Here is a 26,692-nt window from a genome sequence, read left to right on the forward strand (position 1 = left end):
CAGATCCTCTCCTCGTCCAATTGAATTAATGCTCGTCCTTCGTCTCGTCATCCATAAAAGGCTTATTTACATAATAATACATATACGCCATGAGCACGCCGCCGCCGATCAGATTGCCCAGCGTGACCGGGATCAGATTGTGCAGCACGCCGCCGATCGAGATGGTGCCGGGGTGATGCAGCACGAGCGCGATCGCGAACGTGCACATGTTGGCGATGCTGTGCTCGTAGCCCGAGATGAAGAAGCAGAAGACGAACAGCATCATCGCAAACATCTTGGCACCGTTCTCCTTCATCGACATCGGCACGAAGAAGGCGAGGCAGACGAGCCAGTTGCACAGAATGCCGCGAAAAAACAGCTCGCCGACCGGCGTGTTCATCTTCTTGTCGACGACGCTGAGCAGGAAGCCGTTGACGCTCGCGTCCTTGAACAGGGCGGTCGCAAAGATCATGAACGCGAAGATGCAGGCGCCGATAATGTTGCCTAAGTAGCTCCAGCACCACAGCTTGATCGTGTCGGACCAGCGGATCTTGCGCCGGAGCGCCGTGTACGAATAGTAGAACGTATTGCCTGTGAACAGGTCGCCGCCCCCGTACACGATCAGGATGATCGCCGCGCCGAACGTGATGGCCGCCATCGGGTACGTGAGCGGAGAGTGCTCCAGGTAAAAATAGTTGCCCGTCTTGAAGGCGACGATGACGCCGAAGCCGATGAACATGCTGGCGAGCGCGGACCGCGCCAGATAGCGGAGCTTGCTCTGCCTGAATATTTTCATCTTTTTCTCGGCCAGCTTTTCCACCATTCGCAGAGATTCCGTTTCCATGAGATTCACCTCGCTTCGCACTCATCCAAAGTCCAATATTTTCCTCGATTATGACATGATCAAGCCGCCCGGTCCATGTTTTTTTACCCGGATTGCCGAGTCCCGACCATCCCGACAGGACGGGCGGGCTGCATCGCCTGCCGCCGTGCGGCCGATTGTCGAATTGTGCGAGCATGAGCCAGACAGATTGTGGTAAAATGTAAAGCGATGCACAACATTCCGGAGGTGGGCTTGACATGATGAACGATACGCTGCATGACGCACTTAACGAGCAGCTTAACTTTGAACTGCATTCCGCGCATGTGTATCTCGCGATGGCCGGTTATTGCTCGGCGGAGAGCCTCGACGGCTTCGCCAACTTTTTTGTCGTTCAGGCCGAGGAGGAGCGCTACCACGCGTCCAAGATCTACAAATATCTGAACGACCGCGGCAAGAAGGTCAAGCTGAAGGGCATCCCCGATCCGCAAAACGAATACGGCTCGATCCTCGAAGTGTTCGAGCACGCGTACGAGCACGAGCAGGAGGTCACGCGCCGCATCTACAACCTGTCCGACCTGGCGCTCAACGACCGCGAGCATGCGACGATCCAGTTCCTCAAGTGGTTCATCGACGAGCAGGTCGAGGAGGAGGCGCTTTTCGACAGCATCATCTCCAAGCTCAAGCGCATCGACAACGACAGCAATGCGTTTTTCATGATGGATGCCGAGTTCGCGAAGCGCAGCTTCACCCCGCCGGCAGCCGAATAAGACGCAGAGGTTCCTTCATCCGATATCAAGCCAGGCAGTGCGCACACTATGCGCCGCCTGGCTTGTTTTATGGCATGTCTGCCGCCTGCCGGTCCGGATTCCCGTGCCGCAGCGTGAATACGGACAGCTCGGGCACGCTGCCGAATCTCACGCGCCAGCGCGTCGTGCCGATGCCTCGGTTCACGTACAACAGATATGGCCGCGGCGGCCTGCGCCGGTCGGAGACGACATGCTGGCCGGACAAGTACCGGCTGCCGAGCTTCGTGCGGACGAGCGCGCCGAGGAGCGGCAGCTTGACCTGGCCGCCGTGGCTGTGGCCCGACAGCTGCAGATCGATCGGAAATCGCGCGAGCGAATCCGCGACATCCGGCTCGTGGACGAGCAGCAGATTGAAGCCGTCCGGCCGCAGCTTCGACAGCGCGCGCAGCGGGTCGGGTCGGCCCAGCACGTAGTCGTCCAGCCCGGATACGGACAGATGCGCTCCGTCGGGCCGGCGGATTCGCCTGGTGTCGTTGAGCAGCACCTCGAAGCCGGCGCGGACCAGCGAAGGATTATGCGAGCGCCTGTTGCGCTCGTAGCCGAAGTCGTGATTGCCGTAGACGGCAAATCTGCCGAGCGGCGCCTCGATGCGGGAGAGCAGGGGCGACAGGTCCTTCTCCCGCTCGGCGTTGCGCTTCCTCGCGTCGAACAGGTCGCCCGTGAATACGACGATGTCCGGCCGCTCCGCATTGATCGCCGCGATCAGTCCGCTCAGCTGCTGCAGCGAGTAGTTCGGACCGATGTGCGTGTCGCTGAACTGAACGATCCTGATGCCGTCGAAGCCCGGCGGCAGCCACGCGGAGACGATCTCGCGGCGGGTCACGATCAGACGGGCGGGCTCGATGAAAATGGCGTAAGCGGCGCCGAGCAGCACGAGAGCGATGAGCGCTGCCGCCAGCACAATAAACGATTGCCACACGATATCCGGCATAGCGCTTCCTCCTTCTCCCATTTCCATAATGTATCAAAAAAAACGGCGTCAAACAAAGCAAGGACCGAATTTGGGTAAGACTAGGGAAACACTTGTCAAAGCCAAGGGAGGGAGCCCGATGGCCAAAGCCATCTCGGACCTCCGCGCCAAAAACGCGGGTCAACGCAAACTTATGTTCAGCGCCGGGCTCAGCTGGCTGTTCGACGCGATGGACGTCGGACTCATCTCGTTCGTAGCGGCCGCTCTCGCCGCCGACTGGGAGCTCGGCAAGCAGCAGCTCGGCTTCCTCACGGCGATCGGCTCCGTCGGCATGGCCGCAGGGGCGGCGGTCGCCGGCTCGCTGGCGGACCGCTACGGCAGGCGTATCATCCTGCTCGCTACGCTGCTCGTCTTCGGTATCGCCAGCGGCCTGTCGGCGCTGGCCGCGAGCTTCGCCGTGCTATGCCTGCTGCGGTTCGTCGCCGGCTTCGGCCTCGGCGGCGAGCTGCCCGTCGCGTCGACGCTCGTGTCCGAGTCGGCGCGCGCGGAGGATCGCGGACGCGCCGTCGTGCTGCTCGAGAGCTTCTGGGCGGTCGGCTGGATTGCCGCGGCGCTCATCGGCTACTTCGTAATCCCGGATTACGGATGGCGCATCGCCTTCGTCATCGGCGCGCTGCCCTGCCTGTACGCGCTCTATTTGCGCCGCGCGGTGCAGGATCCGCCCCGCTTCAAGGCGCAGCAGGCCAGGCGGACGCAGGCGAAGCTGTCCGAGCGGTTCGCACAGCTGTGGGCGCCGCGCCATCGCGGCGCAACGGCGGCGCTGTGGGTGCTGTGGTTCACGGTCGTCTTTTCCTACTACGGGATGTTCCTGTGGCTGCCGCAGGTTATGGTGCTCAAGGGATTCAGCCTCGTCAAGAGCTTCGAGTACGTGCTGTTCATGACGCTGGCGCAGCTGCCCGGCTACTTCAGCGCCGCCTGGCTCATCGAGAAGCTCGGCCGCAAGCTCGTGCTGACGATCTATCTGGTCGGCACGGCACTCAGCGCCTGGTGGTTCGGCGCGGCCGTCTCCGACAGTATGCTGATGACCGCGGGCGCATGCCTGTCTTTCTTTAATCTGGGCGCATGGGGCGCGATGTACGCCTATACGCCGGAGCTGTACCCGACGCGAATCCGCTCGACCGGTGCGGGCATGGCCGCCTCGTTCGGCCGCATCGGGGGCGTGATCGGACCGTATCTCGTCGGATATTTGCTGGAGCGGGGGACCGGGATTACGGGTGTGTTCCTCATCTTCTGCGGCGCGATTGCGGTAGGCGTCGTCGTCCTGCTCGCACTGGGCAAGGAGACGCGGGGCTTCGATCCGGACGCCGCCGAGAGCTGAACTTGCTGAGCTCGGGCTCCATGTGTCGGGGCGCCGACAGGGGGCCGGCCTGTCCTTCGCCTCCGCTTTGGGCTATAATGAATCATCTCAAGTTCACAGCGCAAGCGGAGGTAGATGGAAGTGTCAGGATTGCTTAACGGTCAGAATGTCATCGTCATGGGAATCGCCAACGAACGAAGCATCGGATGGGGGATCGCCAAGTCGCTGCATGCGCAAGGCGCCCGCCTTATCTTTACGTATCGCAAGGAACGCTCCTACGATAAGCTCGCCAAGCTGCTCGCAGAGAGCGGCATCGAGCCGCTGCTGACGGTGCAGTGCGACGTATCGGACGATGCGTCGATTGAGGCGGCGTTCGCCAAGATCGGCGCGGAGGCCGGCGTCGTCCACGGCGTCGTGCACTCGCTCGCGTTCGCGGACAAGGACGAACTGGGCGGCGAATACGTCGATACGTCGCGTGAGGGCTATCTGCTGGCGCAGGAGTCGAGCGCGTTCTCCCTGGTCGCCGTCGCCAAGGCCGCGAAGCCGCTCATGACCGAAGGCGGCAGCATCGTCACCCAGACGTATCTGGGCGCCGAGCGCGTCATGCGCAACTACAATGTGATGGGCGTCGCCAAGGCGGCTCTCGAAGCGAGCGTTCGCTATCTGGCGGAGGATCTGGGCAAGTACGGCATCCGAGTGAACGCGGTGTCCGCGGGACCGATCCGTACGCTCGCAGCGAAGGGCGTATCGGGATTCAACGACATTATGAACACGGTGGTCGAAAAAGCGCCCCTGCGGCGCAACGTCGATCAATCCGAGGTCGGTGACGCCACGATGTTCCTCGTCAGCGGCCTGTCCCGCGGCATCACGGGCGAAGTGCTGCATGTGGATGCGGGCTTCCATATTATCGCGGGCTGACGCCCGCATGAGACTGTCTCACTGGTCGCTTGACGGCCTGGGGACAGTCTCGTTTTATATATGCGCAGCCCAAATTTCCTTGACCGCACAGGCCATTCAGGTATATAGTTGTCATGACAACCAATTGAGGGTGATAAACGGATGAAGCGTGCAGGACTGGAAGGCTCGCTCGGATTCGCGACCGGACTCGTATACCGCCGGATGTCCAATATGCTGCTGCATCGGCTGAAGGCATACGATATAACGCCGGAGCAGTGGTCGGTGCTCTACTACGCCTCCCGGACGGAGCGGCTCATACAACGCGAGCTCGGCGAGCGGGCGGGCAAGGACAAGCCGACGACGACGCGCATCGTGGACCATCTCGTCCGCAAAGGCTGGGTCGCCAGGCGCGCCGACGAGGCGGACCGCAGAGCGATCCTGATCGAAGCGACGCCGGAGGGAAGGCGCTTGATCGAACAAACGATTCCCGTCGAGCGGCAGACGATGGAGGAAGCCGGCGCCTGCCTGACGGCGGAGGAGCGCGAGACGCTGCTCGATCTGCTGCACCGCTTGAGCCGCCATCTCGACCAGCTCAATTGAAGAAGGAGCCTACACAACATGAATGAACAGAACCGACCCGCCCCGCTGTGGACGAAGGCATTCATCTGCCTGACGCTCAGCTTCTTTTTATTGTTTCTGAATTTGCAGATGCTGTTGTCGTCGTTGCCGATGTACGTCAAGGGCGAGCTGGCCGGCGGTGATCTGACGGTGAGCCTGGTGACGGCGACGTTCGCGCTGGCGGCGATCGCGAGCCGGTTCGCGACGGCGGCGCTCATGCCGAAGCTGGGACGGACCGCGCTGCTGTACGCCGGTCTGGCCGCCGCCGTGCTCACGACCTTTTTGTGCGCCAATGCGGACGCAATCGGATCGCTCGTCGCGCTGCGCATGCTGTACGGCGCAGGCTTCGGGATGGCGAGCACGATCATCCCGACGCTCGTCTCCCGCATCATCCCGCAGGACCGCATCGGCGAAGGCATCGGCTACTTCGGCCTGTCGACGAGCCTGGCCATGTCGCTCGGTCCGATGATCGGCATGAATGTGATGCACGAGGCCGGCTTCGCCGCGCTGACGTCCTCGAGCGCCGCTGCGGCGCTGCTGTCCGCGGCCGTGCTGCTCCTGTCCGGCGCCGCCCGCAGCGGCAAGCCGGCACCTTCGCGGCCCGGTCCTGCCGCAGTCGCCGCTCGGGCGGCAGGCACGGCAGCGGCAGGCGCTTCGCAGGGAACGGTCAAACCGCTGCTGCTGCCCGCATTGCTGAACATGCTGCTGTCGATCACCTACAGCGGCTTGCTCAGCTTTATCGCGCTGTTCGGCGAGAGCGTAGAGATCGGGCAGGTCGGCCTGTTTTTCCTGTTCAACGCGATCACCGTCATCCTCGTGCGCCCGATTGCGGGCCGAATCTTCGACCGGCGGGGACATGCGGCGGTGCTGATCCCTGCTGCGGCTTGCGTGCTCGCCAGCATGCTCGTGCTCGCCGGCGCGACGGCGCTGCCCCAGCTTGTCGTCTCCGCGCTGCTGTACGGCCTCGGCTTCGGCGCGATCCAGCCGACGCTCCAGGCGTGGATGCTGCGGAGCACCCCCCGGGAGCGGCACGGCTTCGCCAACAGCATGTACTACAACTCGACCGACCTTGGCGTCGCGCTCGGCGCAGTGCTGTTCGGCGCGATCGCCGCGCGTACGGGCTATGCCCGCATGTACGACTACTCGGCGCTGATCATGGCCGCTTTTCTGGTTCTCTATGTCGTACTACGCATTGCCGGCGTCGCCCGCGACGCGAAGCAGAGTTCGCAGACGGCAGCCTGAGCCGCGCTGCCCGTCAAGGCGCGACCGGGTTCACGGACGAAGCCGTCGGAGGCCCTCGCCGATGATTCGTAATAGGCTGCACCGGTTTATTATTGAAGAAAAGCGATTGTGCGTACCGCATGATCTTCATGCCCGGCGAACAAGCCATGATATAATCATTACGAACGATCGAGCGATGGGGGTTCCCGAATGACATCATCTTCCTTGGATGAGGGATTGATTTTTCAACAAGCCAGCAACTTCTCGCTGAACGGCTTTGCCGTCATCTCGGCGGCGGACGATACGCTGCTGAAGCTGAATCCCGCACTGTGCGACATGTTGGGCTATAAGGAAGAGGAGCTTCTGCATGTGCCGTTTCCGGTCATTACCGACCGCGATCCGTACCGTCCTTCCTTTTACAGGCAGGCCGCCGACAGATGCAAGGCGCAGCCCGGCTACATGGAAGAGATCGAGAAGCGTCTGCTGCACAAGGACGGCCGCTTCGTATGGGTGCGGATGCGTCTGTCGACGGTGCGCGATCCGCAGACGGACGAAGCGCTTTATTTGTGCGCCGAGATGCTGGACATCACCAGCCTCAAGACAGAGCGGATTCCGGTCCTGGACAATAGACATCTCTATATGCTGCTGACCCGCAATTCGCATGATCTCGTCTCGGTCAGTACGATCGAGGGAGAGCTTCAATATATTGCTCCGTCATGTCTGGACGTGCTGGGCTATACCCCGGAAGAGATGGCAGGCACGATGCGCCCGAGCTATTATCATCCCGACGATGCGCATGAGATGAGCGAGCCGGGCAAGCTGTTTTCCAGCGATCGTTTTTTCCTGCGGAGAGTTCGCCGCAAGGACGGCCGTTTTATGTGGTTCGAGGTATGGTCACAGGTCATCTGGGACGAGACGGATCAGTGCGACAAGGTGCTGTCCGTCGCCAGAGACGTGAGCGAGCGGAAGGAATATGAGGACAAGCTTGACGAGGCGCAGCGGATCGCCAAGATGGGGACCTACGAGCTGGACCTCGCCAGCGACGCCCTCGCGCTGTCCAAGGGCGCCAAGCGCTTGCTCGGTCTGCCCGAAGATTTCGAGCCGGCCGGCATCGAAGACGCCATGCTTCACATTCCCGAGGAAGACCGCGTCCATATCCGGCAGCACCTGAACCAGGTGTCCGCCGTTGCGCTTCGCGATTCGGTGCAATACCGCGTGGTCGATTCCGACGGGACCGTCCGTTTTTTGCAGAGCAACTGGGAGGTTATCGACGGCGAGTCCGCGACGCCTTCGCGGCTGCTCGGATCAGTGCAGGACATGACCGAGCGCAGACAGTTCGAGCAGCGCCTCCAAGAGAGCGAGCAGCGCTACAAGTCGCTGTTCGAATACAATCAATCGGCCGTCTATTCGATGAACCTGAAGGGCGAATATCTGACGGCGAACTCCAATCTCGAAAAGCTGACCGGCTATACGCTCGAAGAGCTGATCGGCATGTATTACGGTCCGCTGGTGCCGCCGAAGGACGTTGCAAAAACGTCGCATCACTTCGGGTTGGCCGCGCAGGGCCAGGCGCAAAATTATGAAGTCACGATCCTGCATAAAGACGGCCGCGAGATCGAGACGAACGTATCGAACATTCCGATCATCGTGGACGGCGAGGTCGTGGGCGTATTCGGCATCTCCATCGATGTGACCGACCGCAAGCGGGCGGAGGCGAAGCTGAAGGAGAGCGAGAGCCGCTACAAGTGTCTGTTCGATCTCAACAACACGCCGATCTGCTCCTTCAATCTGGACGGCAGCTTCACCAAAGTCAATCCGGCCATGACGCAGCTGACCGGCTATACGATGGAGGAGCTTCGGGAGCTTACGTTCGCGCCGCTCACGCATCCCGACGACCTTGAGGCACTGACGAAGCGGGTGAACCTGGCAATCCGGGGTACGCCTCAGACGTACGAGGCGCGGCTGATCCGCAAAGGCGGGGAAGTGCTCGATATCAGCATCACGAACGTCCCGATCGTCGTCGACGGCGAGACGGTCGGCTTCTACGGGATCGCGAGCGATATTACGGCGTCCAAGCGGCACACCGAGCGCATCAACAAGCTGAACGAGGAGCACGCCCGCATTCTGAATTCGGTGTCCGAAGGCATCTTCGGGCTCGATCAGGACGGCGGCTTCACGTTCATCAATCATTCGGGCGCCGAGATGCTCGGGCTTCGGGAGGACCGGCTGCCCGATATATCCGTTCTCCGGTATCTACTGCAGACCGGGCCGGACGGGATAAACTACTGGGACGAGGATTCGCCGCTGATCCGCGCGCTGCGCGAAGGGCGCCCTCACCAGGACAAGGACGCGATCTTCTGGAGAAGCGACGGAACGAGCTTCCTCGCCGACTACCGGATCACGCCGACCTACGACAACGGGGTAGCCAAGGGTGCGGTTGTCGTCTTCAGGGACATGACCGGCGAGAAAAATATTATCGAAGCAAAGGAAAACGCCGAGCGGGCGGACCGCGCGAAGTCCGAGTTCCTGTCGGTCATGAGCCATGAGCTGCGGACGCCGATGAACGGGGTCATCGGCATGACGGGGCTGCTGCTCGACACCGAACTGACCGAGGAGCAGCGCAGCTATGCGCAAGTCATCAGTCAGAGCAGCGAATCGCTCATGCACATCCTGAACGAGATACTGGACTTCAGCAAGATCGAAGCGGGCAAGCTTGCTCTGCACTATGAGCCGATCTCCGTCCGGGATACGGCGGAGGAGGTCATCCGCCTGTTCGCCCCGCAGGCCGCCGAGAAGCAGATTGAGCTCGGCCTGCGCTTCGAGGGAGATGTGCCGGATATTATGATCGGCGATCCGGTACGGCTGCGGCAGGTACTGGTCAATCTGATGAGCAACGCGGTCAAGTTCACCGATACGGGCTTCGTCTTCCTGTTCGTACGGGCGATGCCGACGAGGAACCGGGATTCGGTGCTCGTCGAATTCGCCGTGCAGGATACGGGGATCGGCATCCCGAAGGACAAGCAGAGCCAGCTGTTCCAGTCGTTTTCCCAGCTGCATCTGGGCACGAACCGCAAATACGGGGGCACGGGGCTTGGCCTGTCCATCTGCAAAAAGCTGGTGGAGCTGATGGGAGGCTCGATCGGATTCGATACGATCGAAGGGCAGGGCTCGACGTTCCGGTTCACGCTGTCCTCGAACGTGCTGAGCGAACTGGCGGCCGCAGCCGAGACGTACGCAGAATCGGCGCCGGCCGTCCCCGCAGGCCATGTTGCCGGCCGCAGCGCTCCCCGCTTCGGACCGATGCGGGTTCTGGTCGCGGAGGATCACGCGGTGAACCAGCAGATTATCCGCGTCATGCTGAACAAGCTCGGCTACGAACCGTTCATAGCCGCCGACGGGCAGACCGCGGTGGACGCCGTGCTCGAGCAGCGCTTCGATATCGTGCTCATGGACATTCAGATGCCCACGATGGACGGCCTGCAGGCGACGCTCAGAATACGGGAGCTCGTCCCCGAGCCCAAGCGTCCGTTGATCGTGGCGCTGACGGCGTTCGCCCGCCAGGAAGATCGCGAGGCTTGCGCGGCTGCCGGCATGAGCGATTATTTGAGCAAGCCCATCCGTCCCGTCCAGCTCGAGGAGCTGCTGCTCAAGTGGTCGGAGGAGATTCAGTCGAGGCGGAGCCGCAGAGGATAAGAGGAGGACAAGCGATTATGGCGTTCGGGGTCACACGGGCGGAGCTTGAGGCCTGGAAAAGAAAGGTGGCCGGCGGGGAGGTCGCGTATCTGACGCACTACTGGTACGAGCCGCGATTTCCCGGCGTGAATACCGTCACGAAGGTCGGCTGCGGCGACCTCGACAGGCTGGCCGACTGGTGCATGCGCTTCGGATTGAACCCGGCGTACATTCACGAGCGGCGTCCGTATCCGCACTTCGACCTCATCGGCGCGAAGCAGATCGAGATCCTCCGGCTGGAGGGCCAATGGGAGCAGCTGAAGCGGTTCGGACTGGCTTAAGGGCAAGGCGTTGGCGGCTGGAGGGGGCGTTGCGCGGACCTGGCTGGAGCTGGAGCTGGCGCAGGGAGCTGGCGGCCATATTCTTATTTGTGCAAAAACCGGTGCCACGTACGGAATAACGATGTGCGGCATTCTTATTTGCTCGAAAACCGGTGCCGCGCTCGGAATAACGATGTGCGGCATTCTTATTTGCTCGAAAACCGGTGCCGCGCTCGGAATAACGATGTGCGGCATTCTTATTTGCCCGAAAACCGGTGCCGCGCTCGGAATAACGATGTGCGGCATTCTTATGTGCTCGAAAACCGGTGCCGCGCTCGGAATAACGATGTGCGGCATTCTTATTTGCTCGAAAACCGGTGCCACGCTCGGAATAACGATGTGCGGCATTCTTATTTGCCCGAAAACCGGTGCCGCGCTCGGAATAACGATGTGAGGCATTCTTATTTGCTCGAAAGCCGGTGCCATCTACGGAATAGCGATGTGCGGCATTCTTATTTTCTCGAAAACCGGCCCCACGCTCAGAATAGCGATGTGCGGCATCCTTATTTTCTCGAAAACCGGTGCCGCGCTCGGAATAACGATGTGCGGCATTCTTATCGCTTCGCAAACCGGCCGCGCCTTCAAAATAGCAATCTTATTTTCTCGCCATTTTCGAGTATCCGCTCACCTTAAGGACCGTCAGGGAACGATCTCCTCCCTGACGGTTTTTTGCATTAAAAAAAGCCCCGGAAATTCCGGGGCTCTGGTCGGCTCACGGCAGGCGCAGGTTTAATGCGCGTCTTCTTCTTTTTCGTTCGACCAGCCGAGTCGCTCGAACAGTTTGAACAGCAGGCTGAGCACGATCGCGACGACAGTGGCGAGCGCCATGCCGGAGAGCGAGAAGTCGCCCGCCTTGATCGTGACGCCGGACAGGCCGGTCACGAGCACGACCGTCGTGAGGAACAGGTTGACGGGCTTGCTGTAATCGACCTTCGACTCGACGAGCATGCGCAGGCCGGAAGCGGCGATGACGCCGAACAGCAACAGCGAGACGCCGCCCATGACGGCTTCGGGGATGGCTGCGATGAGCTGGGACAGCTTGCCCAGGAAGGACAGCACGATCGCGATGACGGCCGCGCCGCCGATGACGAAGGTGGAGTAGACGCGCGTGATGGCGAGGACGCCGATGTTTTCTCCGTAGGTCGTGTTCGGCGTCGATCCGGCGAAGCCGGACAGAATCGTCGAGATGCCATTGCTGAGCATAGAGCGATGCAATCCCGGATCCTTGGACAGATCCTTGCCGACGATGTTGCTAGTCACGATCAGATGGCCGATATGCTCGACGACGACGACGAGCGCGGCGGGCAGAATCGTGAGGATGGCCGACCATTCGAACGATGGTGCCGTGAATGTCGGAGAAGCGAGCCAGCCCGCGTCGGAAACTTTGGTGAAGTCGGTCAGTCCGAGCAGCCAGGCGAGTACATACCCCGCGACGATGCCGAACAGGATCGGGATAATCTTCATGAAGCCGCGAAACAGAACCGATCCGAGCACGGTGACGAGGAGCGTGAAGACGGAAACGGAGATGACCGTGCCGTCCGGGGACCAGTCGGGTACGTCGGGCTTCGCGATCCAGCCGGCCATCCTGGCGGCGACCGGGATGAGCTCGAGACCGATAACCGCCACGATCGCGCCCATGGCCGCCGGCGGGAAGACAACGGAGATCCATCCGGTGCCGGCGTACTGCACGATGAGCGCGACGATGACGAAGAGGACGCCCGCCGCGATAAATCCGCCTAGTGCGGCACCATAGCCGGCGCCCGGCGCTTCGAGCGTGCCGATGACCGCGCCTGCCGGCGCGATGAACGCGAAGCTCGAGCCGAGATAGGCGGGAATCTTGCCTTGGCAGATGAAGATGTAGAGCAAGGTGCCGATGCCGTTCATCAGCAGGCAGATCGCCGGATCGACGCCCAGCAGGTTCGGCACGAGCACCGTAGAGCCGAACATGGCGAACAGATGCTGCAGGCTGAGCATGAGGCTCTGGCCGAGCGGGGGCCGTTCTAGAATACCGATTTCACGCCTCGACAATGTAGGAATACCTCCATTAACCGCTTTTATGTATAAATCCTTTGTCGATTCTATACAGTTCATGCCGATTTGACAAGCGATGTTTTCGTGAAAAACGGCGTTCCGAGCAAAATGTCTTCCCGCTCGGCATCGTTCGTCATATGGTATCGGGAGAGCGTGCGATCCGGCAAGGCGGAGAGGAGTGTCGACATGGCGATAAGAAAGCGAGCGACAACGCAGCCGATGAAGACCGGCAGGACGCCGAACAGGAAGCTCGGCGTCCCGAGCCGGCCGCTGCTCTTGATCGGAGCGGGAGCGGGCTGCGGGCGATGCAGCCGACCTGGGCGCTCGGTAAATTGCGGCACTGCGGCGGTCGTATCGGCGTTAAGGCTGTCGGCGCGGGCGATGCTGCCGTTTTATCGGACGGTTGCGACGGACAGGGCGTTCGCGCGACGGTGGTCGGACAACGTCGTCGGGCTGCGGCTCGACGGGATGAAGCGGCAGCTCAAGCATGCCGCTCCGCTGGCGGCGCGTCTTCAGAAGGGTATCGGCACGAACGGCATCGGTTATTTTATCGACTATCCGGCGCCGGGTACGGCGGATGTATTCGCCACCGGCGTCACGATCCCGCCGGGGACGCTTCAATTTTATTTTTCTTCGGCTGCGCACGGTGCGGTTGCGGCCGATCTGCTGCCGTTCTGCCGGGCGCTCGCGGCCAATCATGCATACGCAGCCGCACTCGTTGCCGCGATGGATGCAGCCGATGCGCGCGCCGCGGAGGCGCTTGTCCGCAGCCGCGTCCGTTCGGGGGCGCTTCGCACGGTCGACGCGGCACCGGATTATTTGGCGCTCGATTTCAAGCCGGCGGGGTCGAGATACATTTACCGCAGCTTGTTTTTCCGGGAAGGCGTATGATCTAATAAGAAGTAGTCATCATACCTCAAATGCACAAGGAGCCCGACATTCATGACAGTACGATTCGGATTAGTAGGCACAAACTGGATTACGGACAGACTGCTGGAGGCCGCGAAGGAAGCGGGGGGCTTCCTCGCGGCCGCGGTATGTTCGCGGTCCAAGGAGCGGGCGGAGGAATACGCCGCGCGGCACGGCATCGCGCACGCGTATGACGATATGGAAGCGATGGCGGTGAGCGGAGAGATCGACGCGGTCTATATCGCGACGCCGAACGTCTATCATGCCGAGCAGGCGATGCTGTTCATGCGGCACGGCATACATGTGCTCTGCGAGAAGCCGGTCGCTTCGAACGGCGCACAGGCGCGTCGCATGATCGAGGAGGCCCGCCGCGCCGGCGTGCTGCTCATGGAGGCGATGAAGCCGACGTTCATGCCGAGCTTCCGCGCGATCGAGCGGGCGCTGCCGAAGATCGGCAAGGTGAGGCGCTACGTAGGCAACTACGGACAGTATTCGTCGCGGTACGATGCCTACCGGGCGGGGACGGTGCTGAACGCATTTAATCCGCTACTGTCCAACGGGGCGCTCATGGATCTGGGCATTTATTGCCTCTATCCGGCGATTTATTGGTTCGGCGCGCCGCTCGAGGTGAAGGCGAGCGGCATCATGCTCGAATCCGGGGCGGACGGCGAGGGCAGCGTGCTCCTGCGGTATGCGGACATGGAGGCTGTCGCGATGTACTCCAAGATCACCAACTCGTATGCGCCGAGCGAGATCCAGGGCGAAGAGGGCTGCATTCTGATCGATCAGATCAGTCAGCCGGAGCGTGTGCGCATCCGCTACCGGGACGGCCGCGAGGAAGACATCTCCGAGCCGCAATCGGCGCATTCGATGGTTTATGAGCTGCAAGCATTCGTAGACCTGGTCCGGGCGGGCAAGACGGAGTCGGATACGAACACGCACGAGCGCATGTTGGCGGTCATGGATGTCATGGACGAGGCCAGGCGGCAGATCGGCATCGTCTATCCGGCGGACGCCGAGACGTCAAACGGCGGGCATGCGCCGGAGTAATCGCGGACAAGCCGGGTTGGCGGCGGTTATCCGAGGTCGCTGTCGGGAGCGGTAGAGGATAAAAATCGTCGCCAAGCGCCCATGCGGGGCGGCCGCGTCAGACAAGCGCTGTTACATTCGGTTGCGGGAGCGACTGGGTCATCGGAATGTGCTGCAATCGCGGAAAGCACGGTTGCAGGAGCAAGCCGTCCGCGACAAGCGAATGGGCAACCGCGCTGCTTTGCAAATAGCACCTGAAAGGCCGCCGAACGGCGGCCTTTTGACATAGGAGCCAAACCGAACGATGAAGCGGCACTTAGGCACCTCTGCCGGCGGCATCGTCCGGCGTCGAGAGCGACAGGCGCCTCGCAAAGTAATCGCGGTTAGCAAGCATCACGGCATCGGTCGGGCGATACTGAAGCGCGAGATCGTTGTGGAGGATGGCGAGCGCGTGCTGCCCCAGCTTGTCGTAGCATACGCAGAGCTGCAGATGGGGCAGCCATGTGGCACAAGCGGGATTGTCGAAGCCGAGATGGCCCTCGGGCAGCTTGCGTTCGGTCGCCAAGGCATACCAGAACACCGCTTCGCCGTAGCGGCTAGTCGATAAGAAGTGATAGCCGATTCTGCAGCAGAATTCGGCGCGCGGCGCGTCGAACTGCAGCGAGCGAAGCGAGGCCTCCAGTTCGGACTTCATATCGCCGAGCACATGGTGACAGTCCGCCAGCCGGCCGCATGCCGATATATTATCCTCGATCCATCCGCCGCCTTCGTTGAGGAAGCGTTCGTAATACGTAATCGCTTTTTTGTGCAGGCCGTGATCGCACAGCTCGTTGGCATAGTAATACAGATCTCTCGGGGACAGCGTCTCGCCCTCCGCCAGACGCCGCTCGTATATGCGAATATTGCGTTCGCTGTCGCGTTTGCCCGGCTTACCCATATGCTTGACGGCAATATCGCTGCTGGCGATCGTACCGCCGACCTCCAGATATTCGTGTACCGCTCCGATCCAGCGAAATCCGCGTGACCGCTTCACGAGCCTGTTCCGCCGCAGCTGAAAGGTGACGTTCCCGCAATCGTCCTCCGCCAGCTCGTACAGCATCGTGACCGAATCGACCTCGTCTGTCAACGTCTGCTTCAAAGCGCGCAGCTTCTCTCTGTTAATCTCCGTCAGCACGTCGTCCGCGTCCAGCCACAAGATGTAGTCCATCGCAGCCTGCTCGAACGCATAATTGCGCGCGGCCGCAAAATCGTCCGTCCATGCGAACGTATACTTCCGGTCCGTATAGCGGCCGACGATCTCGACCGTGCGGTCCGTGGAGCCGGTGTCGACGACGATCAGCTCGTCGGCGAGATCGGCCACGCTGTCGAGGCAGCGGGCGATGACGTCTTCCTCGTCTTTGACGATCATGCACAGGCTGACCGTAATCACGTGACATTCCTCCGATAGACAGGATGGGCGCTATGTTTCCTATTCTTATTCATGATTGCGGGGGCGCATGTATGCGCGCGAGGCTCGGCTGAAATCGTCTGGTCTAATGATCGCTTGCGGTCATACGATAATTTTAAGGAGTAATCGACAAAGTTTGTCCTGCACGGATGTCTCCAGGACGGGCAAAGGAGGCCGCGCGCTTGAGCATGCCGAGAATTCCCGAAGAACCCTTCCGGCCGAGCAAGGAGCAGGTCGTCGTCGACCTCTTGAAGTCCGTCGCGCTCGAAGAGACGGCGATCGCCCATCTCCTGCATGCGGAGGCGGATAAATGGAAGGCGATGATCGCAGCATCTGCGAGCGGCACCGAGTGTCGGCGGGAGCAGATATTGGAAAGGTCGGGGGAACAGGCGGTCAAGTTGCTGGACGTCGTCATCATGAAGGAATGGCTGCTGCTGCGCAAGATGGAAGCGGCGATGGATTTCTACAGGCAGAATCGCGTTCGCGGCGCAGATCCATGCGACAACGATGAAGAGTAACGGAAAAGATCGCGAACAGGGGACGCTTGTCGAAACGTTAAGCACGGTAAACGCTGCGGCGCTGTCGGAGTTGACGGAGGCGCTGGCGTATTTTTGGGATGCCGTTCAGCGCGAAGCGCAGTCCGAGAGCCGGCACGGAGAGCCCGCGGCGCGGATGCAGCGTGCGTGCTCGCATCTGTGCGCATTGATCGAAGCCAGATCCGGTACGCTCGAGGCAGAGCTCGGCCGAAACGGCGGATCGTACGGGAGAACGAACGGAGAGGCGAGCGATCCGATGTCGCTGCTTCGCACGCGTATCGAGCGTCTAAGGCAACAACTTGTCGCTGCCCAGACGCGATCTGTCGCATCGGAGCAGGGCGGCGCGGCCCGGACTCCCGCTGCGACAGGCAATCGTGCCGGCCGGCAGGCCGGTAGACGCAGCGGCCGTGCGGCGGACGATTCTTTATCGGCGCAAGCTCGCTTCAAAAAGAAAAAACGGGCGAATCGCAGGCGCCGATAGGAGGGCAACATGTCGCGGACTAAATTGTCCTTGTGCATGATCGTCAGAAACGAGGCGGACGTCATCGAGCGCTGTCTGGCCAGTGTCGCGGGCGTGGTCGACGAGATGGTGGTCGTCGATACCGGTTCGCAGGACAGCACGCCCGATATCGCCAGATCGGCGGGAGCGGAAGTCTATCGCTACCCGTGGACCGGCAGCTTCGCGGATGCGAGGAACTACAGCTTGGGCCGTGCGAATGGCGAATGGATATTGTGGATGGACGCCGACGAAGCGCTCCAGGCGGGAGATGGAGAGCTGCTCCGCGATGCGATCGAGACGACGAAGGCAGAGCTGCTGCTGGTCGAGACAATTCACTATGTCGGCGGCGGACCACCCGATCCGAATCGTTGCTATACGCTGGCTCATCATCGCTTGTTCCGCAACCGCGAGCATATCTGTTTTTCCCGTACCGTACATGAGCAGCTCATGATCGGGGGAGGCATCCGCCTCGAGCCAGGGACGATACCGGGCATCTTGCCCATACGCATTCACCATTACGGCTACCTGGAGGAAGCGGTCGAGCGCCGGCAGAAATCGTTGCGGAACATAGAAATGCTTGTCGCCGAAAAAAACGCCGGCGGATGCGCCTGGACGGATTATCATCTTGCTGCGGAGCTGCATCGTGCGGGCAACGAATCGGAGGCATTCGCGCTCGTCAACGAGGCGATTGTCGGTTTTTTGGCGTCGGGACAGCTCCCCCCATCCATCGTCTACAGGTTGAAATACGAGATCATGATCGCACACGGGAGCTTTGCGGGCGCTTGGCCGGGCATTGAAAAGGCGATCGCCCTCTACCCGGATTATGTGGATTTGCATTTTTACAAAGGAATAATCCTCTTGCTGCTCGAACGGTACGAGCAGGCGCTCGCGGCCTTCGAGACGTGCAGGCGGATGGGGGAAAGATGCTCGCTGCATTTGTCCCGGAGGGGATGCGGCAGCTTCTATGCCGATTATTACATCGGCCGCTGCTACGAAAAAATGAGTGCCGCTGAATGCGCCAGAGAGGCGTATGCGCGTGCGCTATCGGCATTCCCTGACTTGGACGAAGCTGCGGAGGGGTTGTCGCGAATCGAGGGCGAGAGGGGAGAGGGCACATATGCAGCAGGATGATCTCGGTCAAGGATCGGCCGTGAAGCAGAACAGGCTGAGCCAGCCGATGTTGGACCTGCTGTCATCGATTGCCCGCGAGGAGATGGCGCTGGCCCATATCGTCCATGCGGAGGCCGAAAAAATCCGATACGCACTGGGCGATCCCGATTCGCCGGTCCGATTGAAGGAATCGCCGTCCATTCATCAATGGCTGGAGCTCGGGGAGTCCGTCAGATGGACAATGGACGAGATAGTCATTCATGAAACGCTGCTTCTTCAGAAACTGAGAAAGGCACTGCGCGTGAGGCTCGATTAGTACCCGCAGCCGTTCGATGATCGCGAGCCAGGGGGAGGTCGTATGACTCAATCCGACATGCCTAATATAACGCCCGTCGTCGATATGACGCGGGAAGACGCGTTGACGCTTCTGCTGTCATCGATCGCGTATGAGGAGCTGGGGATGAGCCATATTCTCAACGCCGAGGGAGAGAAGATTCAATACGTCCTTGGCACGTTGCCCGGAGCGAGCGGACCGCCTGCGACGATCAGCGATCTGTTGACGATCAACGACAGCGTGCGCCGGACAATCGCGGGACTGACCGAGCACGAGCGCCAGCTGCAGGTCAGGCTCGACAGTCTATTGCGGCGAATCGGCCCCACTGGTCCCAAGGGTCCGGCAGGCCCAACTGGTCCGACAGGCCCAACTGGTCCGACAGGCCCGACGGGTCTGACGGGATCGACGGGGCCAGCTGGCTCGGCCGGCCCGCCTGGAGCCACGGGAGCGACAGGGACGCTCATGCCAGGGCAATTTCTCTTTTACGTCTACGGTCCGACGGGAAGTGCGACCGTCGGCGCAGAGCAGCATATAACTTTTGTATCGGATTCGCTCGATATTGATGTCAAGCAGGGTTCTGCGTTTGTCCGTATCGAGACGCGAGGCACGCCTGTCGGACCTACTGGAGCGACTGGCGCTACCGGCTCGACCGGGCTTGCGGGAGCGAAGGGCGCTACAGGAGCGACTGGAGCGACGGGTACGACAGGCGAATTAGGGCCGACTGGGGCGACGGGTGTAACGGGCGAGATTGGAGCAACCGGTTCCACCGGAGCGACGGGTGTAACGGGTGAGAGCGGAGCAACGGGGTCCACGGGAGCGACTGGTGTAACGGGAGAGATCGGAGCAACGGGCCCCCCGGGGCCGACGGGCGTAACAGGTGAGAGCGGAGCAGCAGGACCGACGGGAGCGACCGGAGCGACTGGTGTAACGGGTGAAATTGGAGATACCGGACCTACCGGACCTACCGGAGCTACCGGTGCAACGGGAGAGATCGGAGCAACTGGCTCCACCGGGGCGACTGGCGTAACAGGCGAGATCGGAGCAACCGGTTCCACCGGAGCGACGGGTGTAACGGGTGAAATCGGAGCAACGGGACCCACCGGGTCGACTGGCGTAACAGGTGAGATCGGGGCAACCGGCTCCGCCGGAGCGACTGGCGTAACAGGAGAAATCGGAGCAACGGGACCCACCGGAGCGACAGGTGTAACGGGAGCAACCGGATCAAGCGGCGAGACTGGTGCGACAGGTTCAACTGGTGAGGTTGGAGTAACGGGGCCGACCGGAGCGACGGGCATAACGGGAGAGAACGGGGCAACAGGACCGACCGGTGTAACGGGCGAGATCGGAGCAACGGGAGCGACCGGGCCGACTGGTGTGACGGGTGAAGTCGGACCAACGGGACCCACCGGGCCGATTGGCGTAACAGGAGAGATCGGAGCAACGGGACCCACCGGAGCGACGGGTGTAACGGGAGCAACCGGATCAAGCGGCGAGACTGGTGCGACAGGTTCAACTGGTGAGGTTGGAGTAACGGGGCCGACCGGAGCGACGGGCATAACGGGAGAGAACGGGGCAACAGGACCGACGGGTGTAACGGGCGAGAACGGAGCAACGGGACCCACCGGGGCGACTGGCGTAACAGGCGAGATCGGAGCAACAGGCCCCACCGGGCCGACGGGCGTAACAGGTGAGAGCGGAGCAACCGGCCCCACCGGAGCGACAGGTGTAACGGGCGAAATCGGAGCTACCGGAGCAACTGGTCCAACAGGGGAAACAGGAAATACAGGGCCGACTGGAGCCACGGGCGTGACCGGACCGACCGGAGAGACAGGTGCAACGGGGGCAACTGGGATAACTGGCCCGACGGGTGCAACAGGAGAGCTAGGTCCAACCGGACCGACCGGTGTAACAGGCGAGATCGGAGCAACGGGGCCGATCGGACCGACAGGCGTAACAGGAGAGATCGGAGTAACGGGACCCACCGGGGCGACTGGCGTAACGGGGGAGATCGGAGCAACAGGACCGACCGGAGCGACGGGTGTAACGGGCGAGGTCGGGGCAACGGGAGCGACCGGGTCGACTGGTGTGACGGGTGAAGTCGGACCAACGGGACCCACCGGGCCGATTGGCATAACAGGAGAGATCGGAGCAACGGGACCCACCGGGGCGACAGGCGTAACAGGCGAGATCGGAGCAACGGGACCCACCGGAGCGACGGGTGTAACGGGAACAACCGGATCAAGCGGCGAGACTGGTGCGACAGGTTCAACTGGTGAAGTTGGAGTAACGGGGCCGACCGGAGCGACGGGCATAACGGGAGAGAACGGAGCAACAGGACCGACGGGTGTAACGGGCGAGATCGGAGCAACGGGACCCACCGGGGCGACTGGCGTAACAGGCGAGATCGGAGCAACCGGCCCCACCGGAGCGACGGGCGTAACAGGCGAGATCGGAGCTACCGGCCCCACCGGACCGACTGGCGTAATGGGGGAGATCGGAGCAACAGGACCGACCGGACCGACGGGTGTAACGGGTGAGATCGGAGCAACGGGACCAACCGGGGCGACTGGCGTAACGGGGGAGATCGGAGCAACAGGACCGACCGGACCGACGGGTGTAACGGGCGAGGTCGGAGTAACGGGAGCGACCGGGTCGACTGGTGTAACGGGCGAGATCGGTGCAACCGGCCCCAGCGGAACGACGGGAGCGACGGGTGTAACGGGCGAGATCGGAGCAACGGGACCCACCGGAGCGACCGGTGTAACGGGTGAGATCGGAGCAACTGGCTCCACAGGAGCGACCGGTGTAACGGGTGAGATCGGAGCAACTGGCTCCACAGGAGCGACCGGAGTAACGGGTGAGATCGGAGCAACGGGACCCACCGGAACGACGGGCGTAACGGGTGAGATCGGAGCAACGGGACCCACCGGAGCGACGGGCGTAACGGGTGAGATCGGAGCAACCGGCCCCACCGGACCGACTGGCGTAACAGGAGAAAACGGAGCAACCGGACCGATCGGGCCGACTGGCGTAACAGGCGAGATCGGAGTAACCGGCCCCACCGGAGCGACGGGCGTAACAGGTGAGATCGGTGCAACGGGACCAACCGGGCCGACTGGCGTAACAGGAGAGAGTGGTGCAACGGGACCAACCGGGGCGACTGGCGTAACGGGCGAGGTCGGAGCAACGGGCGTGACCGGACCGACCGGTGTAACGGGTGAGATCGGAGCAACGGGGTCGACGGGAGCGACGGGCGTAACGGGTGAGATTGGAGCAACCGGACCAAGCGGGGCGACGGGCGTAACAGGTGAGATCGGAGCTACCGGTGTAACGGGTGAGATTGGAGCAACCGGATCGACTGGTGCAACGGGGGAGATCGGAGTAACCGGCCCCACCGGGCAAACTGGTGTAACAGGAGAGATCGGAGCAACGGGACCAACCGGGGCGACGGGCGTAACAGGCGAGATCGGTGCAATTGGACCGACCGGAGCGACGGGTGTAACGGGAGAGATCGGAGCAACGGGACCGACCGGAGAAACAGGGCTAACAGGTCCCACAGGAGCAACGGGAGTAACCGGGGCGACTGGCGTAACAGGAGAGATCGGAGCAACGGGACCAACCGGAGCAACAGGCGTAACAGGACAGATCGGAGCAACGGGGTCGACGGGAGCGACGGGCGTAACAGGTGAGAGCGGAGCAACGGGCCCCACCGGAGCGACGGGTGTAACGGGCGAGATCGGTACAACGGGGCCGACCGGAGCGACGGGCGTAACAGGTGAGATTGGAGCAACCGGCCCCACCGGAGCTATCGGTATAACGGGCGAGGTTGGAGCAACCGGAGCGACGGGTGCAACGGGTGAGATCGGAACAAAGGGCCCCACCGGAGCGACGGGCGTAACAGGCGAGATCGGAGCTACCGGCCCCACCGGACTGACGGGTGTAACGGGAGAAAACGGAGCTACCGGAGCAACTGGACCGACGGGAGCGACGGGTTTAACGGGCGAGGTCGGAGCAACGGGAGTGTCCGGGTCGACTGGTGTGACGGGTGAAGTCGGACCAACGGGGCCGACCGGGCCGATTGGCGTAACAGGAGAGATCGGAGCAACGGGGCCGACCGGACCGACTGGTGTAACGGGTGAAATCGGACCAACCGGCCCTGCCGGAGCGACGGGTTTAACGGGCGAAATCGGAGCAACGGGAGCGACTGGGGCGACTGGTGTAACGGGTGGGATTGGAGCTACCGGAGCAACCGGACCTACTGGTGCAGCGGGAGAGATCGGAGTAACTGGCCCCACCGGAGCGACAGGTGTAACGGGGGAGATCGGACCAACGGGGCCGACCGGAGAAATAGGGCTAACAGGACTCACAGGGGCGACGGGAGCAACCGGACCGATCGGGCCGACTGGCGTAACAGGCGAGATCGGAGCAACGGGACCCACCGGACCGACTGGCGTAACAGGAGAGATTGGTGCAACGGGAGCAACCGGGGCGACTGGCGTAAAGGGCGAGGTCGGAGCAACGGGGCCGACCGGACCGACTGGTGTAACGGGTGAAATCGGACCAACCGGCCCTGCCGGAGCGACGGGTTTAACGGGTGAGATCGGAGCAACGGGGTCGACGGGAGCGACGGGCGTAACGGGTGAGATTGGAGCAACCGGACCAACCGGGGCGACGGGCGTAACAGGAGAAAACGGAGCAACTGGTGCGACCGGACCGACGGGCGTAACAGGCGAGATCGGTGCAACGGGGCCGACCGGACCGACAGGTGTAACGGGCGAGATCGGAGCAACGGGCCCCACCGGAGCGACAGGTGTAACGGGGGAGATCGGAGCAACGGGGCCGACCGGGCCGAGTGGCGTAACAGGCGAAATTGGAGCAACGGGACCAACCGGGGCGACTGGCGTAACAGGCGAGATCGGAGCAACGGGACCGACCGGAGAAACAGGGCTAACAGGTCCCACAGGAGCAACGGGAGCAACCGGGGCGACTGGCGTAACAGGAGAGATCGGAGCAACGGGACCCGCCGGGGCGACTGGCGTAACAGGTGAGATCGGAGCAACGGGACCGACCGGAGAAACAGGGCTAACAGGTCCCACAGGAGCAACGGGACCAACCGGGGCGACTGGCGTAACAGGAGAGATCGGAGCAACGGGACCAACCGGAGCAACAGGCGTAACAGGAGAGATCGGAGCAACGGGGTCGACGGGAGCGACGGGCGTAACGGGTGAGATTGGAGCAACCGGAGCGACGGGTGCAACGGGTGAGATTGGAGCAACCGGCCTCACCGGAACAACTGGTGTAACGGGTGAAATCGGAGTTACCGGCCCGACCGGTGTAACGGGTGAGGTCGGAGCAACGGGAGCGACCGGGCCGACGGGCGTAACGGGTGAGATCGGAGCAACTGGCCCCACCGGAGCGACGGGTGTAACTGGGGAGATCGGAGCAACGGGAGCGACCGGGCCGATTGGTATGACGGGTGAAATCGGACCAACGGGGCCGACCGGAGAAATAGGGCTAACAGGACTCACAGGGGCGACGGGAGCAACTGGACCAAGCGGCGAGACTGGTGTGACAGGTTCAACGGGTGAGATCGGAGTAACAGGACCGATCGGGCCGACTGGCGTAACAGGCGAGATGGGAGTAACGGGACCAACCGGGCCGATTGGCGTAACAGGCGAGATCGGAGCAACCGGCCCCACCGGGTCGACTGGTGTAACGGGTGAGATCGGAGCAACAGGACCGATCGGACCGACGGGTGTAACGGGCGAGGTCGGAGTAACGGGGGCGACCGGGTCGACTGGTGTAACGGGCGAGATCGGTGTAACCGGCCCCAGCGGAACGACGGGTGTAACGGGAGAAAACGGAGCTGCCGGAGCAACTGGACCGACAGGAGCGACGGGTTTAACGGGCGAGGTCGGAGCAACGGGCGTGACCGGACCGACCGGTGTAACGGGTGAGATCGGAGCAATCGGCCCCACCGGACCTACTGGCGTAACAGGAGAAATCGGAGCAACGGGACCCACTGGGCCGACTGGCGTAACAGGCGAGATCGGAGCAACGGGGCCGATCGGACCGACTGGCGTAACAGGTGAGATCGGAGCAACGGGACCCACCGGGGCGACTGGCGTAACGGGGGAGATCGGAGCAACGGGACCGACGGGAGCGACGGGTTTAACGGGCGAGGTCGGAGCAACGGGAGCGACCGGGTCGACTGGTGTGACGGGTGAAGTCGGAGCAACCGGACCGATCGGGCCGACTGGCGTAACAGGCGAGATCGGAGTAACGGGACCAACCGGGCCGACGGGCGTAACAGGTGAGATCGGAGCAACGGGGCCGACCGGACCAACGGGGCCGACCGGAGAAATAGGGCTAACAGGACCCACAGGGGCGACGGGAGCAACCGGACCGATCGGGCCGACTGGCGTAACAGGCGAGATCGGAGTAACGGGACCAACCGGGCCGACGGGCGTAACAGGTGAGATCGGTGCAACGGGACCGACCGGGCCGACTGGCGTAACAGGAGAGATTGGTGCAACGGGACCAACCGGGGCGACTGGCGTAACAGGTGAGATCGGAGCAACGGGCTCCCCCGGAGCGACGGGTGTAACGGGTGAGAATGGAGCAACCGGCCCCACCGGAGCAACCGGTATAACGGGCGGGGTTGGAGCAACCGGGCCGACGGGCGTAACAGGCGAGATCGGTGCAACGGGACCAACCGGGCCGACGGGCGTAACAGGTGAGTTCGGTGCAACGGGACCAACCGGGCCGACTGGCGTAACAGGAGAGAGTGGTGCAACGGGACCAACTGGGGCGACGGGCGTAACGGGTGAGAATGGAGCAACTGGCCCCACCGGAGCTACCGGTATAACGGGCGAGGTTGGAGCAACCGGAGCGACGGGTGCAACGGGTGAGATCGGAACAACGGGACCCACCGGAGTGACGGGTGTAACTGGAGAAAACGGAGCAACGGGAGCAACCGGGGCGACGGGCGTAACAGGTGAGATCGGAGCAACCGGCCCCACCGGAGCTACTGGCGTAACGGGTGAGATCGGAGTAACCGGCCCCACCGGAGCTACCGGTGTAACGGGCGAGATCGGAGCAACGGGACCAACCGGGCCAACTGGCGTAACAGGCGAGATCGGAGCTACCGGAGCAACTGGACCGACTGGCGAGCTAGGTCCAACCGGAGAAACGGGAGCAACAGGCGCTACAGGTGCAACGGGCCCAACAGGTGCGACCGGCGAGACAGGGGCAACCGGCACAACCGGCCCGATCGGAGTAACTGGAATAACCGGTCAAACGGGCTCGACCGGAGCAACTGGAATCACCGGTCCAACGGGCTCAACCGGCCCAACGGGCCCGACCGGAGCAACTGGAATCACCGGTCCAACGGGCTCAACCGGCATAACCGGCCCGACCGGAGCAACTGGAATCACCGGTCCAACGGGCTCAATCGGCCCAACGGGCTCGACCGGAGCAACTGGAATAAACGGTCCAACGGGCTCAACCGGCCCGACCGGCTCGACCGGAGCAACTGGAGTAACCGGTCCAACTGGCCCAACCGGTCCAACCGGACCGACCGGACCTGATTTCGCGTCTACTGGCTTTTCCGGCTTTATTTCCAGCCTGTCGGGTGTGTCGACTACCGCGCAATTGACCAATTTTTCGGTGGCATCGCCCTATTATTCGAATCCGGCATTCAATCCGACTACCGGCAATTTTACTGCCCCCGCGAGCGGTCGCTACGATATTGAAGCGACGATCAACTACTCGACGACCGCTGCGTTGTCGGTCAGCTTGGGCAGCGGCGTCAATCCAGCCTTCGTCGTCAGGCGGACGTCGCCGACGACGACGGATCTGATTACCGGTTTGTTTCCGATTCTGAATGTCAACGTGGTGCTAGTGCTCACGCTCAGGGCGATACTGGGGAGCGGTACGGTCACACTGGCTGGAACTGTGGAGCTGAATGCCGGTGACGTGGTCGGGTTGTTCTATGTCGCTAACGGATTGACGGTAGGCATTAATCTAGGAGGCAGCGGGAGCGGGGTCGTGTGGTCGATGTACCGTATTTTATAACGGGATGACGATTTTACAATAACAGAAAGCTTCCCCTCACCGGCAGAACTTGCGCAGT

General features: G+C 62.1%; 19 protein-coding genes. 15 read left to right on the plus strand and 4 right to left on the minus strand.

From position 1 onward, the window contains the following. Nucleotides 1–25: 25 nt before the first annotated feature. Entirely contained in the window at nucleotides 26–823 is a 798-nt protein-coding gene (locus VQ071_RS27880) for a formate/nitrite transporter family protein (RefSeq protein WP_340517980.1), read from the minus strand. Between the two features lie 239 nt (nucleotides 824–1,062). Here VQ071_RS27880 and VQ071_RS27885 point away from each other — a divergent pair, with 239 nt between their 5' ends. Continuing rightward, nucleotides 1,063–1,569, plus strand: coding sequence for a ferritin (locus VQ071_RS27885; RefSeq protein ID WP_340518041.1), 507 nt, complete (start codon nucleotides 1,063–1,065; stop codon nucleotides 1,567–1,569). 67 nt (nucleotides 1,570–1,636) lie between these two features. On the opposite strand, the gene VQ071_RS27890 is transcribed toward VQ071_RS27885, so the two are convergent. Continuing rightward, on the minus strand, nucleotides 1,637–2,539 hold the full coding sequence (locus VQ071_RS27890; RefSeq protein WP_340517982.1) for a metallophosphoesterase: 903 nt from the start codon (nucleotides 2,537–2,539) through the stop codon (nucleotides 1,637–1,639). A 118-nt stretch (nucleotides 2,540–2,657) separates the two neighbouring features. Between VQ071_RS27890 and VQ071_RS27895 the strand changes: the two genes are divergently transcribed. The 7 genes from VQ071_RS27895 to VQ071_RS27925 all read left to right on the plus strand — a co-directional run bounded on the left by VQ071_RS27895 (nucleotide 2,658) and on the right by VQ071_RS27925 (nucleotide 11,057). After that, nucleotides 2,658–3,896 (plus strand): MFS transporter, encoded by a 1,239-nt coding sequence (locus tag VQ071_RS27895; protein ID WP_340517983.1) that lies wholly within the window; start codon nucleotides 2,658–2,660, stop codon nucleotides 3,894–3,896. Between the two features lie 114 nt (nucleotides 3,897–4,010). Further along, nucleotides 4,011–4,793, plus strand: a complete 783-nt coding sequence (gene fabI, locus VQ071_RS27900; RefSeq protein WP_445293350.1) for an enoyl-ACP reductase FabI — start codon at nucleotides 4,011–4,013, stop codon at nucleotides 4,791–4,793. Between the two features lie 141 nt (nucleotides 4,794–4,934). Then, entirely contained in the window at nucleotides 4,935–5,372 is a 438-nt protein-coding gene (locus tag VQ071_RS27905) for a MarR family winged helix-turn-helix transcriptional regulator (protein WP_340517987.1), read from the plus strand. A gap of 18 nt (nucleotides 5,373–5,390) precedes the next feature. Beyond that, nucleotides 5,391–6,632: an MFS transporter gene (locus VQ071_RS27910; protein WP_340517988.1), complete on the plus strand. Its 1,242-nt coding sequence runs from the start codon at nucleotides 5,391–5,393 to the stop codon at nucleotides 6,630–6,632. Nucleotides 6,633–6,821: 189 nt separating this feature from the next. After that, the gene (locus tag VQ071_RS27915; RefSeq protein WP_340517991.1) at nucleotides 6,822–10,304 is read left to right on the plus strand and encodes a PAS domain S-box protein; all 3,483 of its coding nucleotides are present in this window, start codon (nucleotides 6,822–6,824) and stop codon (nucleotides 10,302–10,304) included. 17 nt (nucleotides 10,305–10,321) lie between these two features. Further along, the gene (locus tag VQ071_RS27920; protein ID WP_340517994.1) at nucleotides 10,322–10,624 is read left to right on the plus strand and encodes a hypothetical protein; all 303 of its coding nucleotides are present in this window, start codon (nucleotides 10,322–10,324) and stop codon (nucleotides 10,622–10,624) included. Between the two features lie 10 nt (nucleotides 10,625–10,634). Further along, nucleotides 10,635–11,057 carry a hypothetical protein gene (locus VQ071_RS27925; protein WP_340517996.1) on the plus strand — a complete coding sequence of 141 codons (423 nt, stop codon included), beginning with the start codon at nucleotides 10,635–10,637 and terminating at the stop codon, nucleotides 11,055–11,057. 335 nt (nucleotides 11,058–11,392) lie between these two features. Here VQ071_RS27925 and uraA read toward each other — a convergent pair whose 3' ends face one another. Beyond that, nucleotides 11,393–12,691, minus strand: a complete 1,299-nt coding sequence (gene uraA, locus VQ071_RS27930) for a uracil permease (protein WP_340517998.1) — start codon at nucleotides 12,689–12,691, stop codon at nucleotides 11,393–11,395. 189 nt (nucleotides 12,692–12,880) lie between these two features. Here uraA and VQ071_RS27935 point away from each other — a divergent pair, with 189 nt between their 5' ends. Both VQ071_RS27935 and VQ071_RS27940 read left to right on the plus strand, forming a co-directional pair. Then, the gene (locus VQ071_RS27935; RefSeq protein WP_340518000.1) at nucleotides 12,881–13,585 is read left to right on the plus strand and encodes a hypothetical protein; all 705 of its coding nucleotides are present in this window, start codon (nucleotides 12,881–12,883) and stop codon (nucleotides 13,583–13,585) included. 51 nt (nucleotides 13,586–13,636) lie between these two features. Continuing rightward, nucleotides 13,637–14,653 (plus strand): Gfo/Idh/MocA family protein, encoded by a 1,017-nt coding sequence (locus VQ071_RS27940; RefSeq protein ID WP_340518001.1) that lies wholly within the window; start codon nucleotides 13,637–13,639, stop codon nucleotides 14,651–14,653. Between the two features lie 295 nt (nucleotides 14,654–14,948). Here the strand turns inward: VQ071_RS27940 and VQ071_RS27945 are convergent, their stop codons facing one another. Further along, nucleotides 14,949–16,061, minus strand: coding sequence for a glycosyltransferase family 2 protein (locus VQ071_RS27945; protein ID WP_340518002.1), 1,113 nt, complete (start codon nucleotides 16,059–16,061; stop codon nucleotides 14,949–14,951). A gap of 206 nt (nucleotides 16,062–16,267) precedes the next feature. Between VQ071_RS27945 and VQ071_RS27950 the strand changes: the two genes are divergently transcribed. The 5 genes from VQ071_RS27950 to VQ071_RS27970 all read left to right on the plus strand — a co-directional run bounded on the left by VQ071_RS27950 (nucleotide 16,268) and on the right by VQ071_RS27970 (nucleotide 26,634). Further along, on the plus strand, nucleotides 16,268–16,597 hold the full coding sequence (locus VQ071_RS27950; protein WP_340518043.1) for a hypothetical protein: 330 nt from the start codon (nucleotides 16,268–16,270) through the stop codon (nucleotides 16,595–16,597). After that, on the plus strand, nucleotides 16,587–17,096 hold the full coding sequence (locus VQ071_RS27955) for a hypothetical protein (RefSeq protein WP_340518004.1): 510 nt from the start codon (nucleotides 16,587–16,589) through the stop codon (nucleotides 17,094–17,096). Before VQ071_RS27950 ends, VQ071_RS27955 begins: the two co-directional genes overlap by 11 nt. 9 nt (nucleotides 17,097–17,105) lie before the next feature. After that, nucleotides 17,106–18,245 (plus strand): glycosyltransferase, encoded by a 1,140-nt coding sequence (locus VQ071_RS27960; protein WP_340518006.1) that lies wholly within the window; start codon nucleotides 17,106–17,108, stop codon nucleotides 18,243–18,245. Beyond that, complete coding sequence (locus VQ071_RS27965) at nucleotides 18,232–18,540, plus strand: hypothetical protein (RefSeq protein WP_340518008.1); 309 nt, start codon at nucleotides 18,232–18,234, stop codon at nucleotides 18,538–18,540. The genes VQ071_RS27960 and VQ071_RS27965 overlap by 14 nt, the downstream gene beginning before the upstream one ends. Nucleotides 18,541–19,020: 480 nt before the next feature. Beyond that, nucleotides 19,021–26,634: a hypothetical protein gene (locus VQ071_RS27970; protein ID WP_445293351.1), complete on the plus strand. Its 7,614-nt coding sequence runs from the start codon at nucleotides 19,021–19,023 to the stop codon at nucleotides 26,632–26,634. Nucleotides 26,635–26,692 lie beyond the last annotated feature (58 nt).

Origin of the sequence: Cohnella sp. 56 (assembly GCF_037963805.1) — a bacterium.
In the GTDB taxonomy this organism is placed as follows: domain Bacteria; phylum Bacillota; class Bacilli; order Paenibacillales; family Paenibacillaceae; genus Cohnella.

Coding starts and splice junctions, on each gene's coding strand:
- VQ071_RS27890 (WP_340517982.1), bottom strand. CDS start 2,539: ATGCCGGATATCGTGTGGCAATCGTTTATTGTGCTGGCGGCAGCGCTC.
- VQ071_RS27965 (WP_340518008.1), top strand. CDS start 18,232: ATGCAGCAGGATGATCTCGGTCAAGGATCGGCCGTGAAGCAGAACAGG.
- VQ071_RS27915 (WP_340517991.1), top strand. CDS start 6,822: ATGACATCATCTTCCTTGGATGAGGGATTGATTTTTCAACAAGCCAGC.
- VQ071_RS27920 (WP_340517994.1), top strand. CDS start 10,322: ATGGCGTTCGGGGTCACACGGGCGGAGCTTGAGGCCTGGAAAAGAAAG.
- VQ071_RS27960 (WP_340518006.1), top strand. CDS start 17,106: ATGTCGCGGACTAAATTGTCCTTGTGCATGATCGTCAGAAACGAGGCG.
- VQ071_RS27905 (WP_340517987.1), top strand. CDS start 4,935: ATGAAGCGTGCAGGACTGGAAGGCTCGCTCGGATTCGCGACCGGACTC.
- VQ071_RS27955 (WP_340518004.1), top strand. CDS start 16,587: ATGAAGAGTAACGGAAAAGATCGCGAACAGGGGACGCTTGTCGAAACG.
- VQ071_RS27885 (WP_340518041.1), top strand. CDS start 1,063: ATGAACGATACGCTGCATGACGCACTTAACGAGCAGCTTAACTTTGAA.
- VQ071_RS27910 (WP_340517988.1), top strand. CDS start 5,391: ATGAATGAACAGAACCGACCCGCCCCGCTGTGGACGAAGGCATTCATC.
- VQ071_RS27940 (WP_340518001.1), top strand. CDS start 13,637: ATGACAGTACGATTCGGATTAGTAGGCACAAACTGGATTACGGACAGA.
- VQ071_RS27935 (WP_340518000.1), top strand. CDS start 12,881: ATGGCGATAAGAAAGCGAGCGACAACGCAGCCGATGAAGACCGGCAGG.
- fabI (WP_445293350.1), top strand. CDS start 4,011: ATGGAAGTGTCAGGATTGCTTAACGGTCAGAATGTCATCGTCATGGGA.
- VQ071_RS27970 (WP_445293351.1), top strand. CDS start 19,021: ATGCCAGGGCAATTTCTCTTTTACGTCTACGGTCCGACGGGAAGTGCG.
- VQ071_RS27950 (WP_340518043.1), top strand. CDS start 16,268: ATGCCGAGAATTCCCGAAGAACCCTTCCGGCCGAGCAAGGAGCAGGTC.
- VQ071_RS27880 (WP_340517980.1), bottom strand. CDS start 823: ATGGAAACGGAATCTCTGCGAATGGTGGAAAAGCTGGCCGAGAAAAAG.
- VQ071_RS27895 (WP_340517983.1), top strand. CDS start 2,658: ATGGCCAAAGCCATCTCGGACCTCCGCGCCAAAAACGCGGGTCAACGC.